General features: G+C 42.7%; 15 protein-coding genes and 1 pseudogene. 8 read left to right on the top strand and 8 right to left on the bottom strand.

The window, feature by feature from the left end:
• Nucleotides 1-105 (top strand): annotated as a pseudogene (locus PSH41_RS20130) (IS982 family transposase); the annotation flags it as partial.
• Between the two features lie 177 nt (nucleotides 106-282).
• Nucleotides 283-2313: a BCCT family transporter gene (locus PSH41_RS11635; RefSeq protein WP_064386071.1), complete on the top strand. Its 2031-nt coding sequence runs from the start codon at nucleotides 283-285 to the stop codon at nucleotides 2311-2313.
• Nucleotides 2314-2400: 87 nt separating this feature from the next.
• Here PSH41_RS11635 and PSH41_RS11630 read toward each other — a convergent pair whose 3' ends face one another.
• The 8 genes from PSH41_RS11630 to pspA form a co-directional block, all read right to left on the bottom strand.
• Nucleotides 2401-2745, bottom strand: coding sequence for a 4a-hydroxytetrahydrobiopterin dehydratase (locus tag PSH41_RS11630; protein ID WP_004586913.1), 345 nt, complete (start codon nucleotides 2743-2745; stop codon nucleotides 2401-2403).
• A gap of 38 nt (nucleotides 2746-2783) precedes the next feature.
• Nucleotides 2784-3581, bottom strand: coding sequence for a phenylalanine 4-monooxygenase (phhA, locus tag PSH41_RS11625; protein WP_273589080.1), 798 nt, complete (start codon nucleotides 3579-3581; stop codon nucleotides 2784-2786).
• Nucleotides 3582-3818: 237 nt separating this feature from the next.
• On the bottom strand, nucleotides 3819-5000 hold the full coding sequence (gene megL / locus PSH41_RS11620; protein ID WP_273589079.1) for a methionine gamma-lyase: 1182 nt from the start codon (nucleotides 4998-5000) through the stop codon (nucleotides 3819-3821).
• 145 nt (nucleotides 5001-5145) lie between these two features.
• Complete coding sequence (locus PSH41_RS11615) at nucleotides 5146-6174, bottom strand: TIGR01620 family protein (RefSeq protein WP_273589078.1); 1029 nt, start codon at nucleotides 6172-6174, stop codon at nucleotides 5146-5148.
• Complete coding sequence (locus PSH41_RS11610) at nucleotides 6171-7595, bottom strand: YcjX family protein (RefSeq protein ID WP_273589077.1); 1425 nt, start codon at nucleotides 7593-7595, stop codon at nucleotides 6171-6173. Before PSH41_RS11610 ends, PSH41_RS11615 begins: the two co-directional genes overlap by 4 nt.
• A 57-nt stretch (nucleotides 7596-7652) precedes the next feature.
• On the bottom strand, nucleotides 7653-8054 hold the full coding sequence (pspC, locus tag PSH41_RS11605; RefSeq protein WP_004586908.1) for an envelope stress response membrane protein PspC: 402 nt from the start codon (nucleotides 8052-8054) through the stop codon (nucleotides 7653-7655).
• Entirely contained in the window at nucleotides 8051-8284 is a 234-nt protein-coding gene (gene pspB, locus PSH41_RS11600; RefSeq protein WP_004586907.1) for an envelope stress response membrane protein PspB, read from the bottom strand. The genes pspC and pspB overlap by 4 nt, the downstream gene beginning before the upstream one ends.
• A 67-nt stretch (nucleotides 8285-8351) precedes the next feature.
• Entirely contained in the window at nucleotides 8352-9011 is a 660-nt protein-coding gene (gene pspA / locus PSH41_RS11595; RefSeq protein WP_004586906.1) for a phage shock protein PspA, read from the bottom strand.
• 185 nt (nucleotides 9012-9196) lie between these two features.
• On the opposite strand from pspA, the gene pspF reads away from it, so the two are divergent.
• From pspF to PSH41_RS11565, 6 genes are read left to right on the top strand one after another with little or no spacing between them, the layout of a single operon-like run.
• The gene (pspF, locus tag PSH41_RS11590; protein ID WP_029774294.1) at nucleotides 9197-10261 is read left to right on the top strand and encodes a phage shock protein operon transcriptional activator; all 1065 of its coding nucleotides are present in this window, start codon (nucleotides 9197-9199) and stop codon (nucleotides 10259-10261) included.
• Nucleotides 10262-10276: 15 nt separating this feature from the next.
• Entirely contained in the window at nucleotides 10277-11884 is a 1608-nt protein-coding gene (locus PSH41_RS11585) for an ABC transporter substrate-binding protein (RefSeq protein ID WP_096739311.1), read from the top strand.
• A complete protein-coding gene (locus PSH41_RS11580) occupies nucleotides 11884-12918 on the top strand; it encodes an ABC transporter permease (protein ID WP_273589076.1) in 1035 nt (344 codons plus the stop codon). The genes PSH41_RS11585 and PSH41_RS11580 overlap by 1 nt, the downstream gene beginning before the upstream one ends.
• Nucleotides 12905-13798, top strand: a complete 894-nt coding sequence (locus PSH41_RS11575) for an ABC transporter permease subunit (protein ID WP_024033801.1) — start codon at nucleotides 12905-12907, stop codon at nucleotides 13796-13798. Before PSH41_RS11580 ends, PSH41_RS11575 begins: the two co-directional genes overlap by 14 nt.
• Nucleotides 13799-14791, top strand: coding sequence for a peptide ABC transporter ATP-binding protein (locus PSH41_RS11570; protein ID WP_004586901.1), 993 nt, complete (start codon nucleotides 13799-13801; stop codon nucleotides 14789-14791).
• A complete protein-coding gene (locus PSH41_RS11565; RefSeq protein ID WP_004586900.1) occupies nucleotides 14791-15552 on the top strand; it encodes an ATP-binding cassette domain-containing protein in 762 nt (253 codons plus the stop codon). The genes PSH41_RS11570 and PSH41_RS11565 overlap by 1 nt, the downstream gene beginning before the upstream one ends.
• Nucleotides 15553-15657 lie beyond the last annotated feature (105 nt).

The raw sequence follows: 15657 nt of genomic DNA, 5'->3' as shown, positions 1-15657 counted from the left end.
ACAAGGCACCGCAGCTGCATCTCATTTATGGTTAATTTAATGGCTGGATTAATTGCCTATACTTTTCAGACTAAAAAGCCGAGTATAAAAGTGACTCGACTTTAATTCTTATGCAGATCTGAGGTTAAATAGCTAAACCGTTGGGTTTCTCTGGGCTCAACTCAACCTTAATTCAAAGCAATATACGTATACAAAACAAACGACTGAATTAGCCAACACACCCAAGATATAATAAGGTAGTAAAGCATACTTGAAAGTTAGCAATTAATATTAAGGATTAATATGACAAAAACTGCTTTACGCTCAACTATTTTGCTACCGGTATTTTTGCCCGCGGTATTTATTATTCTGCTTTTGGTCATTGGTACAAGTAGCAACCCTGAACTGGCAGGGCAAGCATTCAGTGTCGCCCTCAAGTGGATAACAGAAACCTTTGGCTGGTTTTATATGTTATCAGTTGCCATCTTCTTAGTTTTCATCGTTTGTGTTGCCGCCTCCAGCTGGGGAAATATCAAACTGGGTCCTGATCATGCGCAACCCCAATACAGCTTTGGTGAATGGTTTGCCATGCTATTTTCGGCCGGTTACGGAGTCGCATTACTTTATTTTGGTGTAGCAGAACCCGTGCTCCATTATGCATCTCCGCCGGCAGGCGCCGCAGAAACCGTTAATGCCGCTAAGCAGGCTATGCAAATTGCATTTTTTCATTGGGGTTTTCATATATGGGCAATTTATGGGATTGTTGGTTTAGTGCTTGCTTACTTTGCATTTCGCCACGGTCTTCCGCTGTCTATTCGCTCAGCCTTGTATCCACTTATTGGTGATAAAATATATGGCCCTATTGGGCACACTGTTGATGTGTTTGCCATATTAGGCACGCTATTTGGTATTGCCACAACGTTAGGGCTTTCGGTTACTCAAATTAATGCCGGGCTGCACTACTTATGGCCAAGCATCCCTATTAATACCACGGTACAAATTACCGCTATTGTTATTATTACCGCAGCGGCAACGTTTTCTGTGGTGGCAGGTATGGATAAAGGTGTGAAGCGTTTATCTATAATAAACATGACACTCGCCGTATCATTAATGGCCTTTGTGTTTTTTATTGGCCCGACTATTCATATTCTTGAATCGTTTTTACAAAATACCGGCAGCTACCTCAGCGGTATTGTTGAGCGTACTTTTAATTTACAAGCCTATAGCCGTAGTGATTGGATTGGTAACTGGACTCTATTTATATTTGGCTGGACTATAGCGTGGGCACCCTTTGTTGGTATGTTTATCGCTAAAATTAGCCGCGGCAGAACCATTAGGCAATTTGTTGTTGGCGTGATGCTAGTTCCGACTATTTTTACCTTTTTATGGTTTTCTGTATTTGGTGATACCGCGCTAAATTTAATAATGAATGAAGGGTTTAATACTTTAATAACCGATGTTCAAGCAAACCATGCCGTTGCGCTATTTCAATTATTTGAAGTGCTACCGTTATCGTTTATTATTTCGCTACTGACAGTTATTTTAATCATTACCTTTTTTGTAACCTCATCTGACTCGGGCTCGTTAGTTATTGACTCCCTCGCCTCTGGCGGGAGTATTGATACGCCGGCATGGCAACGGGTGTTTTGGGCTGTGCTTGAGGGCGCTGTGGCTGCTGTTTTACTAGTAGCAGGTGGGCTAAGTGCACTGCAAACCATGACAATAGCCAGTGCCCTACCCTTTGCTATTATTATGCTTATTGCAACCGCGGGACTTTGGCGCGCACTTACCATTGAAGGCCATCGCGATACGAGCTTACAAGCACATGCGCTCAATAGCCGTAATGTTAACCTATCTCATTGGAAGCGCCGGTTAGCCGCTATGGTTAATTATCCGAATAAGGAAAAAGTGCATACCTTCATTAGTAGTGTGGTGGTAAAAGCAATGCAAGCTGTTCAAGCAGAATTAAAAGCGCGCCAGTGGCATGCCGAGGTAGATTTTGATACTGACTTAGGCCGCGCCCATTTAACCGTACTACGCCATGAACATGTTGATTTTGTGTATGACATTCGTCTTACTGAGCACCCAATGCCAAGCTTTGCCTACACTGAGCTAAAACCGGATGTTGATAACTCCGAGATGTATTACAAGGCAGATGTTTTCTTGCGCCGCGGTGGGTTATCTTACGATGTATATGGCTACAGTGAAGATGATATTGTGAAGGACATTCTTGATCAATTTGAGAATTACTTGCACTTTTTAGGTAACAGCCCAGGGGAACTTCCGTGGGATATGGCCGAACACGATGACATGTTAAATAGCGACAAACCTTAAATAAAGGTATTAATTAACAGCGCAATTTTGATGCAATAAAAAAGGCACTTAAAAGTGCCTTTTTAGTTTGCTCAATTAATTTTTTAATTACAGCGCGTTAAATACGTCGTCTGTTTTTGCTGCGCAAATAAAATCGTTTTTGTGTAGGCCTTTAATTGAATGGCTCCACCACGTTACGGTTACTTTGCCCCACTCGGTTAATAAACCAGGGTGATGGCCTTCATCTTCTGCCATATCGCCTACTTTATTGGTAAACGCCATAGCTTGCTTAAAGTTTTTAAACTTATAAACACGCTCAAGTTGCATAATGCCGTCGCGTACCTCTGGTACCCAGTCTGGAATTTTTGTAATAAGTTGGGCAAGCTCTTCCTCAGATACCTTTGGCGCATCTACGTGACAGGCTTCGCATTTTTGTTCACTTAATGAAGACATTTTAAATCCTTACTTTAGCGTTTCTTTTTAAATTAAAGTTAACCGGCTAATTTTTCTTTAGGTGGAAATTTTGGGTCGTGCAAACCAAGCGCTTTAGCTTGCTCAACCAAAGTCATAATATCCATTTGCGATATATCAAACAGATCATGAATCGAATTAATGGTGTAGTACTGTGGTTGCATAATATCTATGCGGTACGGCGTACGAAGCACATCAATTACGCTCATAGGCGTTATCTCTGGTGTATCTGAATACACGTACTGGGTTTCACCCGGGCTTGATAATATACCACCGCCGTATATACGCAGGCCGTTTTCGGTTTGCATTAAACCAAACTCAACCGTAAACCAATACATACGTGCAAGGTATACACGATCTTTTTTCTGCGCTGCATACCCTAACTGGCCGTATTTGTGTGTGAATTCGGCAAAGTCAGGGTTTGTTAGCATAGCGCAGTGGCCAAATATTTCATGGAAAATATCAGGCTCTTGCAGGTAGTCAAACTCATCTCGGCTACGAATAAACGTCGCTACCGGAAATTGTTTGTTTGCCAATAACCTAAAAAATTCATCAAAATCGATAAGCGCAGGTACAGGCGCTACTTGCCAACCGGTGGTGGCAAGAAGCACTTCGTTAAGTTCGCTTAATTGCGGGATACGATCGTGTGGTAGGTTTATTTTTTTAAGCCCATCCATGTACTCATCACAAGCTTTGCCTTCTATGCACGCAAGTTGGCGCGTAACAAGCTCAGACCAAATTTTATTTTCTTCTTCGCTCCAATGAATAACACCGTTTTCATCGGGTGTTTTAGAGGTGTATTTACTTGCTTTAGCCATAATAACCTTCTTGGGGTTAAGCCCTAAATGTGTGTCAGTGTGATACTCAAGATTACTGAATATCTAATGCAGCCATACTATGCAAAAGTGAAGAAAAGTTTAATAGTTAGACGGATATCTACATTTAGCACGATCCCCTAAAGTGTATAGTTAAAATTACACCACCGGCATTAATATTATACAACCAATAAATTAAAGGCGTTAAGGGCAAATTAAACTGTACACAAATAAATACACCTAACAAATTAATGTAAAAGCTTGGTTTAAGTCGTCAATAATATCGTTAACATCTTCAAGCCCTACAGAGAGTCTTATTAAGCCATCACTTATGCCTGCGGCTGCTCGCTCCTCGGGTGTGTAAGGGGAATGCGTCATTGATGCGGGGTGCTGAATAAGCGTTTCGGCATCACCTAAACTTACAGCAAGTGTGCAAAGCTTCATGCTATCTATAAACTGCGCTCCTTGAGCAAGGGTGCCTTTAATTTCAAATGCAATAACGCCGCCTGCGGCTTTCATTTGCTTGCCTATATATTTGTTGCCAGGGTGCGATTTAAGCCCAGGGTAATAAACAATATTAACCTGTGGGTGCGCCTCTAAATATTCGGCAACCGTTTGCGCGCTTTGGCAATGGCGCTCCATGCGTATGGCTAGAGTTTTTAATCCGCGATTAATAAGCCATGCGTCGTGCGGGCTTATGGTGGCACCAATATCTTTAAGTACCGTCATTTTTATTAAGGTAATGTGCTCATGCGTTCCACACACAAGCCCCGCTACTACATCGCCATGGCCGTTTAAGTACTTAGTGGCACTGTGCACAATAATATCTATGCCGTACTGCTTAGGTGATTGCAGCAGTGGCGTTAAAAAGGTGTTGTCGACCACACTAATTAAATTATGTTGCTTAGCGAGCGCGCCAATTAAGGCTAAATCAATGACTGCCATTGTGGGGTTGATTGGCGTTTCTACAAATATCATTTTTGAATTAGGTTTTATAGCAGCGCGAAGCTCGCCCTCGTTGGTCATATCAACAAAAGTAACTTCTATTCCCCAGCGCGGTAACATGTGAGCAAAAAACGCAAAAGTACATCCATATAATGCACTTGATGCAATTAAATGATCGCCCTGCGATAAAAAGCTTAATACCGACGCCGATACAGCGCCCATACCTGTGGCGGTAGCAGCAGCAGCTTCGCAGCCCTCTAACTGTGCTACTTTTTGCTCAAGTTCGGTGGTGGTTGGGTTACCCAGGCGGGTGTAAATATAACCGGGCTCATCGCCTGCAAAACGCGCGGCACCTTGTGCTGCATTTTCAAAATGAAAGGTAGAGGTTTGATACAAAGGCGACGTGAGTGCGCCATGCGGATCGTTTGCTTTTTGCGGGCCATGAATACATTGGGTATTAATATGCTGCTTGCTCATTGTGTGCTCTCGTTTTTATTATGTGTGTCAATTACATAAATAAAACGCACCGCAGTTTAAATCACAAGCATGCCGGATGCTCAGATGGCTATTTGTGCAAAAACCGCTCAGCGCTGTTTTGTACACAAATATTGCCACTGCTACTTTAAGACGTTGGCTCGGCCTTTTTACGGCTCATAATTTTGCTGGCAATACTTTGCACTGTGCCTTTTAACAAGCTGCGTTTGTTTTCAAGCCGTGGTAATGGGCGGCTAAGCTCCATTGCTTTGTAACCAATACGTGCTGTAAATATACCGGCGCTTACACCTTGCGCTGCACGCCCCGAAAGCTTACCTAAAAGCTCAGCACTGAGTGCTGTGGCTGCTAAATCAGATACAAGTTCAGCACTGCCTACAAACATCACTTGTTTTATTAGCATACGGTAGAGCTTAATGCGGCTTGCGTAACCAAAACCAATGCCATAAATTTTACCAATTTGCTCTATTAATTTAGTACCGCGCCAAAGCACCGCCATCATGTCCACCAGCGCAAGGGGGCTTAAGGCAACAAGCAACGCTGACTCTGTCGCAAAGCGGTTTATAAGCTTTTTAGCTTGCGTGTCTTGCGTTATAAGCAAGCTATTTGCGTAAAGGGTCATTATTTCCTTATCGCTATGATGGGTAGCCACTTGATTTTTAAACGCTTCGAAGTTGTCTAGTTGTTGGTGCTTATTTAGTTTTTCAAGCCAGGGTAATGCGCCGCCTACTTGCTCACTATTTAAGAGTCTGTCGGCTTCTTGGCGGTGTAACTGATTACGCTTTAAACTGCGCAGCATTCTGTATTCGCGCCATAGCATGCGCCCAATTAATAGCACACCGCTTACCACCGCCGTTAAATAAACACCGCCTAAAATGGCCGACTGCTGAAACGCAAACACTAACGAATACGCAAATTCTAAAAGCACTAACACTAAAAAGCTTACAGCAAACACCCCTTTAAGCGTTTGCCATTTAGACTTTTTATATACCGGCTCTAGGTCTATTTCATCATCAAGAATTTCATCTTCAGGCTCTTCAATGTATTCACTTTGACCCTGGGTAATTATTTTTGCAGGAGCAAGCGTCGCCTCAACCTGCTCATCAGCTTGGCTATCAATTCGCCTACCTGCTTGAAAAGTTTGCTGTGTGTCGTTCATGATAATTTATCTCCTAACAAGTACTGCATCACATGATCAAGGCGAATATGCTTAAGTTGCTTATCGGGGTTTGGCATAGGCGCAAACGATAAAAACTCAAAACCCTGCGCTGGCCACTCATTTTTATTCAGCATGCGCTTTGGTGGCTGTGGGGGTAAATAAGTAAGCCAATCTTGCTCGTTAAGTGGTTTGCCATAAATGCAATCAAGCGTTTGGCCTTTATCGGCCACTTGGCGCGGCTGCGTTGCTGCAATTGACGACATTGCCATGGTTTCTATTTGTACGCCATCAAACTTTAAGTGATTACTTTGCTCATGCACTAGCGAGTCAAGTAGTAGTGCTAAGTCTTTATGGTGCTTTGCACTTATATGATCTGACTTATTTGCAGCAAACAGTATTTTATCTATGTTGGGTTTAAATAAACGCTTAAAAAATCCCGACTCGCCGTAATTAAAGTGTGCGAGTAATTGGTTTATTACACTACTTTGCTCTTGGAGTGTTTCGTGGCCTTCGTTTAAAGCGCTGAGTACGTCTACCAACACAATTTGGCGGTCAAAGTGTTTAAAGTGCTCATTATAAAATGGCTTAACCACCTCTTTTACATAGGCGTTAAAGCGCTTAATTAAGTGCGCTAAGTTAGAGCCAGGCACTACCTCGTCACTTTTAATATGCTGCGCATTTACCGGAAAAAACAACAATAGCGGCGCACCTTGCAAGTCGCCAGGCATTAGCATGCGCCCAGGTTGTAACATGGCAAGCTTAGTATCTTTTTTAAGGCCCACCAGCATACTTTGATAAAGCGCTGCAATGTGTGCAAGCAAGCCTTCATCTACAGGCGCATTTAAATCAAGCTGTTCAAGCGCGTTTAAAAGTTCAGCAGAGGTATTCACACGCGGGTGCTGTAGTAACAGCGGGTATTGTTGCTCGCACCACTGACTATAGCTTTGCTCAAGCATAGGTAAATCAAGTAGCCATTCACCTGGGTAGTCAATAATATCTAAATACAGCGTAGATTGCGGCGAAAAATGCCCACGTAAGCCTGAGGCACTTTGGTATTTAATCGCTAAACGCAGGGTATTAATACGCTCGGTTGATGCAGGCCATGTAGGCTCCCCATCGCTTGGGAGCAAGGCATTAAGTGCACGCGGATAGTCAAACGTAGGCACTTTTAACGCCTCTTGCGGCACCACTTTGGTGGCTATATGGCGGTGCTCTCGCATTACATCAAAAAACGGTAAGTTTTTATCATCGCTTTGTGTTGTAAGGTGCTTAACAAGTGCGGTAATAAACGCGGTTTTACCACTGCCACTTAGGCCGGTTACAGCCAATTTTACGTGTTGATCTAAACTGCGATGAAGGGCTTTTTGGGCTGAACCTTTAATACTTTTAAAGGTTTTTTTGGCAAATGAAGTGCTACTCATAATGGGCTAGCACTTCATTGATGCTGTTAATCACCGAACAAAGTGCTATTAAATCCTTTAAAGTTTGTTGATTTCACGGCTAACCGTAAACTCGCTTGAAGTAACATGGCGCTCCATATCTTGAAGACGCGTGTCTATTCGCGTTAAACGCTCTTTTAAGTCTTGCAATGCGCGGCGCGGTGGCTCGCCTTTTTGCCATACTTTAAATTTAACTTCTAGCGGATCGTCAGTTTTAGTTGAGCTACTAGTATGTATAGTTGTGGGGTCTTTTTTATCTAAAATAAACCACGCTGCAATATACGCTACCACAAATAATGGGCCACCCGTTAGCAGTACCGCACTAACAAAAATAATGCGAACTAACCATAACTCCATATTAAAGTAGTCACTTAATCCCGCACATACACCGGCAATTTTACCGCGCTGTGGGTCTCTTAATAATTCGCGTTTGGCACTCATACTTTGCGTCTCCATTGTGGTGACTCTTGATCGAGTAATGCTTCAAGGGTTTCTACTCTATCAGCCATTTTTTCGGCCTTGTGGGCAAGTTCCAATAACTGGCGATGTTCATGCTCACTTAATCCCTGGCTCACTTGCTTTTTGCTACGGTAGTGCAAAATTAACCACAGTGGCGCAACAAAAATCATGAACAAGATAAATGGTGCAATTAGTATCTCTGGATCAAACATAATCCTCTCCTGACAATCCGTAATCGATGTTTTAAGCAGTGGGGCACTTTAAGTACCCCTTTATAAGTTATTTATCAGCTAGCTTCTTTTTAAGTTCGGCAAGCTCATCATCTATCTTTTCATTTTTTTGTAGGTCGGCAATTTCATCTGCAAGCGACTTTTTACCTAAATCGTAAGACTCTATTTGAGATTCTAGTCCATCAATTTTAGTTTCGTAGCGCTCAAAGCGATTAAGTGCATCTTCTACTTTAGAGCTATCAAGGGCTTTTTTCACTTCAAGGCGCGACTCAGCCGAACGTTGACGTAAAATAATTGCCTTTTGACGTGCTTTAGCATCGGCTAGCTTTTCTTGTAGAGTGGTGACTTCTTGCTGAAGTTTCTCAATATGAGACTCTACATGCTCAAGCTCAGACTCTACTGCTGCAACTGCTTCTGCCGACTTTTGCTTTTCAAGTAACGCTGAACGCGCTAAATCGTCGCGGTCTTTACTTAATGCAAGCTCAGCTTTGTCTTGCCAATCGCTTACTTGTGCTTTTAGTGTGTCTACACGACGTACTAATTCTTTTTTCTCAGCTAGTGTTTTAGCTGACGTAGAGCGCACCTCTACCAATGTGTCTTCCATCTCTTGGATAATAAGACGAACCATTTTTTCTGGGTCTTCTGCTTTATCTAAAATGGCATTGATATTAGAATTAACAATGTCTGCAAAACGCGAAAAAATTCCCATAACATTTACCTCTGTAATATAAACTTAGTTGGTCTGCGTAACTAGTATCAATATGCTTGCCAACTTTTTAAAATCTAAAATACACTTTATTTTCATTAAGTTAAACTAAATATACAAATTCCTTTAGTTATCCCTGATTATGAAATACACTAACTGTTAGCAAAAATGACCAAGAGTTAGGAAAAATGAGCCAATATCGCCAACAGGATAATTTACTCGGCCAATCTGATAGCTTTTTAGCTGTACTTGATCAGGTATCGCAGTTAGCTAATTTAGATAAGCCAGTGCTTATTATTGGCGAGCGAGGAACCGGTAAAGAGCTTATAGCCGCCCGTTTACACTTTTTATCAAAGCGTTGGGATCAAAACTACGTAAAGCTTAACTGTGCAGCCCTTAACGAAAACCTCCTCGAAAGCGAATTATTTGGTCATGAAAGCGGTGCTTTTACCGGGGCAAGTAAACGCCACGAAGGTCGCTTTGAGCGCGCTAACAGCGGTACCTTATTTTTAGATGAGCTGGCTAATACATCGGCCATGGTACAAGAAAAGCTTTTGCGCGTTATAGAATACGGTGAATTTGAGCGGGTTGGTGGTAAACACACCGTAAAGGTAGATACTCGTTTAGTGTGTGCCACCAACGAAGATTTACCCCACCTTGCTGAGCAGGGCGAATTTAGAAGTGACTTACTTGACCGCTTAGCCTTTGATGTAATTACCCTGCCACCACTGCGCGAACGTCAAGACGATATTATGCTACTCGCTGAGCAATTTGCCATGAATATGGCACGCGATTTAGAGTGGGAGTTATTTAGTGGCTTTACCCGCAGCGCCACCGAAACCCTGCTAAATTACGATTGGCCGGGTAATATACGCGAGCTTAAAAATGTAGTTGAGCGAAGTTTGTATCGTCATGGTAATGAACATATTCCCGTTCACCAGATTATTTTAGACCCATTTGAAAGCCGTTTTAGACCCAAAGCACGCATTAAAGCTCCTATTGCAACACCGCTTGCCCCAGCTGAGCCTACAACACTAGCCACACCTGTTAGCGAGCTTAGTAACGAGCTTAGCGCCCCAATTGAATTTCCGTGTAGCTTAAAAGAGCGCTCTAACGAATTTGAAATAAATATGATTAATAAAGCCCTTGAGCATAGCCAATTTAATCAAAAGAAAACTGCAGAAGTACTCGGTTTAACGTATCATCAATTACGTGGTTATCTTAAAAAATACAATTTATTAGAAGATAAATAGTTAGAGGTTATGCGAGTGCATAAAATACTACTTGTTTTACTAGCCAGCACCTTAACAGGCTGCTTTGATAGTAAAGAAGAAATTATAGAAGAGAAAAACCAAGGCCTCGTTTATTGCGCCGAAGCGAACCCTGTGTCGTTTAACCCGCAAGTAACAACCACTGGCTCAACTATTGATATTATTGCTAATCAGTTATTTGACCGTTTAATTAGTATTGACCCTGTTACTGCAGATTTTAAAAGTGAGCTGGCAACCGATTGGAAAATTAGCAACGATGGAAAGTCGGTTACCTTTACGCTGCGTAAAGGCGTGAAATTTCATTCTACCTCGTACTTTACCCCTACTCGCGATTTTAACGCTGATGATGTTATTTTTACCTTTAGCCGATTATTTGACGTGTACAACCCGTACCATTTTGTAGGCGATGCAAACTACCCGTATTTTCAAAGTGTGGGGCTCGATCAGCTTATTCGTAAAATTGTGCGCGTGTCTGACTATCAAGTGCGCTTTGAGCTATTTCACCCAGAAAGTAGTTTTTTAACGAACATGGCCACCGACTTTGCCGTGGTGCTGTCGCAAGAATACGCAATGCAATTAAAAGCGCGAGATCAAACTAATTTATTTGATCAGTACCCTATTGGCACAGGCCCCTACATATACAAAGAGTACCGACGCGATCACTTAGTGCGCTTTTACCGCAACCCCCTTTATTGGAAGCACGATGTTGCCCTTGAACAGCTGGTTTACGACATTACGACAAACGGCACTACGCGCATAGCAAAAATGCTCACTAAAGAGTGCGATGTAACCGCCCACCCAAGTAGCGCACAACTGAGTATTTTAGCGCAACGAGACGATATAAACGTTGAAAAAGAAACCAATTTAAATATTGGTTATTGGGCCTTTAATACTGAGCGCGCCCCTTTTGATGACATTAGAGTGCGCAGAGCCCTTGCGCATGCAATTGATATTGACAAAATAATGCAAGCCGTTTATTACGGTAATGGTATACGCGCGCAATCTATTTTACCGCCGACCTCGTGGGGCTTTGAACCACAAGAAAACATGCCTATGTTTGACCCTGAACTGGCTAAAAAACTACTTATAGAAGCGGGGTTACCAAATGGCTTTGATATGACCATTTGGGCAATGCCGGTGAGTCGAATATACAATCCTAATGCCCGCAAAATGGCTGAGCTGATGCAAAGCGATTTACGCAAAATAGGTGTTAATGTAAGTATTGTTGAGTACGAGTGGAATACTTTTATTCAGCGTATAGGCGAGCACCGCCACGATAGCGTATTACTCGGCTGGGCTGCCGATACCCCCGATCCAGATAACTTTTTTAGCCCATTGCTAAGCTGCACCGCCACTTTTAGCGGTAAAAACCCAGCCAATTGGTGTAACCCGCAGTTTGACTTATTGCTTACCCAAGCGCTCGACACCACCGATTTAAGTTTGCGCAAACAGTATTACGATCAGGTTCAAGCGCTCATTATTGATCAGCTTCCGTTAGTGCCTATTGCTCATGGTATGCGTTTTCAAGCAAATAGTGCCGATGTAGAAGGGATAACCCTTGGCCCATTTGGGGCGATTTCACTCGCAAATGCGAGGAAAAAATAATGATACTAGATTATATATTACGCCGCCTTGGCTTGTTTTTGTTCATGATTTTAATGCTAAGCATATTTACCTTTTCGCTTAGCTACTTGTTCCCAGGAGATCCGCTTAGCAACCTAAGTGGTATTCCTAGTGGTAATTTTTCTCAGCACAGTGAGCTTGAAGATAAATACATGTATGACAGCAACTACGTTATGCAGTATTTAGCGTTTTTAGGGCGTATATTTCAAGGTGACTGGGGTGTGTCGTTTGCCTCGGGGGATAACGTTTTTCAGCACATTTTAGATTTAATCCCAGCAACTTTAGAGCTGTGTGTTTATGCGCTTATTGTATCGGTTGTGGTAGGTGTACCAGCAGGCATTTTGGCCTCAGCATACACACGCCGTTGGCCAGATAAATTAATTAGCTCTACCACCATGATTGGTTACTCTATTCCGGTTTTTTGGTTAGCGCTGTTACTTATTATGATTTTTTCGCTCAAACTGGGCTGGTTTCCTATGTCGGGTAGAATGGGGTTACTATTTGAAATAGCGCCTAATACCGGGTTTATATTAATCGATATTATGCTCGCAGGCTTCCCCTACAAAGGTGAAGCATTTATAGATGCACTGCATCACTTAACACTGCCAACCATAGTACTGGCCATGTTTCCTACCACTGTTTTAGTGCGCTTTACCCGCGACTCTATGCTTAAAGTAATGGATCAAAGCTTTATAAAAACAGCCAGGGCAAAAGGCCTTAATCGCCGCCAATTAATCATGCATCATGCGCTGCGCAATGCGCTATTGCCGGTAATAAAACAAATAGGACTGCAATTTAGTACGCTTATTACGCTTGCCATGATAACCGAAGTTATTTTTTCTTGGCCTGGTATTGGCCGTTGGCTAATCGATAGTATTTACCAACGAGACTACCCTGCTATTCAAGGCGGTTTAATGGCGGTGTCTATGTTTGTTATTATTGCCACTATTGTTGCCGAGCTTACATATACTCTGTTCGACCCAATTTCGCGGAATCAGGCACATGGTAAAGTTTAAATTATTTTCTGAAGAGTCGAATAAATCGCCGCTGGCGCGTTTTTGGCGAAAATTTAAAAACAATCACCCCGCCTTGGTGGGGTTATGGATTTTTATGGCGTTTGCGTTATTGGCCGCCAGTGCGCCCTTTTTAGCGCCGTATGGAGTTAACCAGCAACATAGCGATGCTTTACTTATACCGCCATCATGGCGAGAAATGGGCGATGTGCGCTTTATTTTAGGCACCGATGATTTAGGACGCGATGTACTCTCGCGCTTGATGAATGGCGCGACTTACACGTTTGGCCTATCGGTGGTGGCTGCCTTTATTACCACCATTATTGGTGTGCTTGTTGGCACTTTTGCCGGCATTAGCCGCGGCCTGCGCTCAAGCTTTTTAAATCACTTGCTTGATATCACGCTCTCTATTCCGTCTTTGCTATTGGCGATTATTATTATCGCAGTGCTTGGGCCGGGCTTAATGAATACAGTGTGGGCTATTATATTGGCGTTATTACCGCAATTTATTCACTCTATTCGTAATTTAATTGTTGATGAGCTAAGCAAAGACTACATTACCGCTTTTAGGCTTGATGGTGCCTCTAACTGGCATATTTTGTCGCGGGGTATTTTTCCTAATATTTATGAGCACATTGTGGTTATTTTTACCACCGCGCTTTCTACTGCTATTTTAGATATTGCCGCCTTAGGCTTTTTAAAACTAGGTGCACAGCCCCCAACTACCGAATGGGGCGCCATACTGGCTGAGAATTTAGGCCTTATATATTTAGCACCTTGGACCGTTGCGCTACCGGGTGTATTATTATTTTTAGCGGTTTTGTCTACCAATTTAGTAGGTGATGGCCTACGAAAAGTGCTTAAAGCACGTAAGGCTGATTAAATGCAATTACTCGACGTTAGAAATTTAACCATAGAGCTGCGTACCTCTGAAACGGTGATTCGCGCTGTAGACAGAGTCAGCTTTAGTCTAAAAGAAGGCGAAGTACATGGCTTGGTGGGTGAGTCGGGCTCAGGTAAAAGCTTAATAGCCAAAGCCATTGTTGGGGTACTTAACGAACGCTGGCATATAACAGCCGATAGAATGCATTGGCGCGGTGTTGATTTAATGCGCTTAACCCCAGAGCAACGCAGAAAAACAGTCAGCCAAGACATTGCGATGATTTACCAAGACCCTAGCCGCTGCCTTGACCCAACCGCTAAAATATTTGACCAAATAGCCGAAACACTGCCTGAAACATCCACTAAAGGCTTTTTTTTAAAGCGCAATAGAGAACGTAAAGACCGCGTGAAAGCACTTATTCATAAAGTGGGTATTAAAAACCACGATGCTGTGCTTGATAGTTACCCGCACGAGCTCTCAGAAGGCGTGTGCCAAAAGGTCATGATTGCCATGGCCATAGCGCGCACTCCTAAGCTACTAATTGCTGATGAGCCGACTACAGCGCTTGAAAGCACCACCCGTGCACAGGTATTTAGGTTGCTAAAAAGCTTAAATCAATTAAAAAACATGTCTATTTTGATGATTTCTCATGAGCTTGAAGAAATAGCCGACTGGTCGCACGGTATTCATGTTTTATATTGTGGGCAAATGGTTGAAGCCGGCCCTACGCAACGTATTTTTCGCCAGCCTCGCCATCCTTACACGCAAGCGTTATTAAAAAGCTTACCCAATTATGAGCAAGGCTTAGCACACAAAGAACCCTTTTATGCACTTAAAGGCACTATCCCTACTTTGCAACATTTACCTATAGGTTGCCGATTAGGCCCACGCTGCCCTCAAGCACAAAAAGAATGTGTAATTACCCCTGCACTTACTAAGCACCATGGGCACAGCTATGCGTGTCATTTTCCGCTTATTAAGGAGATGAAGTAATGCAACCGGTATTAAAAGTACAAGCGCTTTGTAAAACCTTTAACATACGTGCCGGTTTATTTAGCCGCAAAAAATTTGAGGTACTAAAAAATATCTCTTTTTGTGTGGGCAAAGGCGAAACAATCGCAGTAATCGGTGAAACCGGTGCGGGTAAAAGTACACTCGCTAAATTACTCGCAGGGGCAGATAGCGCCGACAGTGGACAAATTTTATTAGAAAGTAACATTATTGAAGATGATGGCGTACGCGATGATCAATGTCGACATATCCGCATGATATTCCAAGACTCCGCTGCCTCGCTCAATCCGGGTCTCACCATAGGTGATATGCTAGATGATTGCTTGCAGTATAATACCGATTCAGACCAACTGGCTCGCCAAGAAAAAATAGATGCCACGCTTTCTAAAGTGGGGCTGCTAATCGATCATCAACATTATTACCCTCACATGTTTAGTGTAGGCCAATTGCAGCGTGTAGCGTTGGCGCGGGCGCTCATTTTAGACCCTAAAGTGGTGGTGCTTGATGAAGCGCTGTCGGCTTTAGATCCCTCCGTTCGTGCGCAAACAGTTAACTTATTACTTAAGCTGCAAAAAGAAACCGGTCTAACTTATGTACTCATTACGCACCATTTAAGTTTAGTGCGCCATATCAGCGATCAGCTAGTGGTGCTTGAAAAAGGTGAGGTAGTAGAATATGGGCGTACCGAAGAGGTGTTTCAAAATCCGCAATCAAAAGTAACACAGCGCCTAATTTGCTGTTAATTCAAAGCTTATATTTATAAAACAATACTGCCTAATCATTTTCCTAAGCACATTGAAGTTATAAAAAAGGCGCGTTACTTATAAAGTAACGCGCCTTTTTTTAAT

It is taken from the genome of Pseudoalteromonas sp. CST2 (assembly GCF_028599385.1).
In the GTDB taxonomy this organism is placed as follows: Bacteria; Pseudomonadota; Gammaproteobacteria; order Enterobacterales; family Alteromonadaceae; genus Pseudoalteromonas; species Pseudoalteromonas atlantica.
The sequence above is the reverse complement of the archived record's forward strand: the minus strand, read 5'-3'. Positions and strand labels throughout refer to the sequence as shown.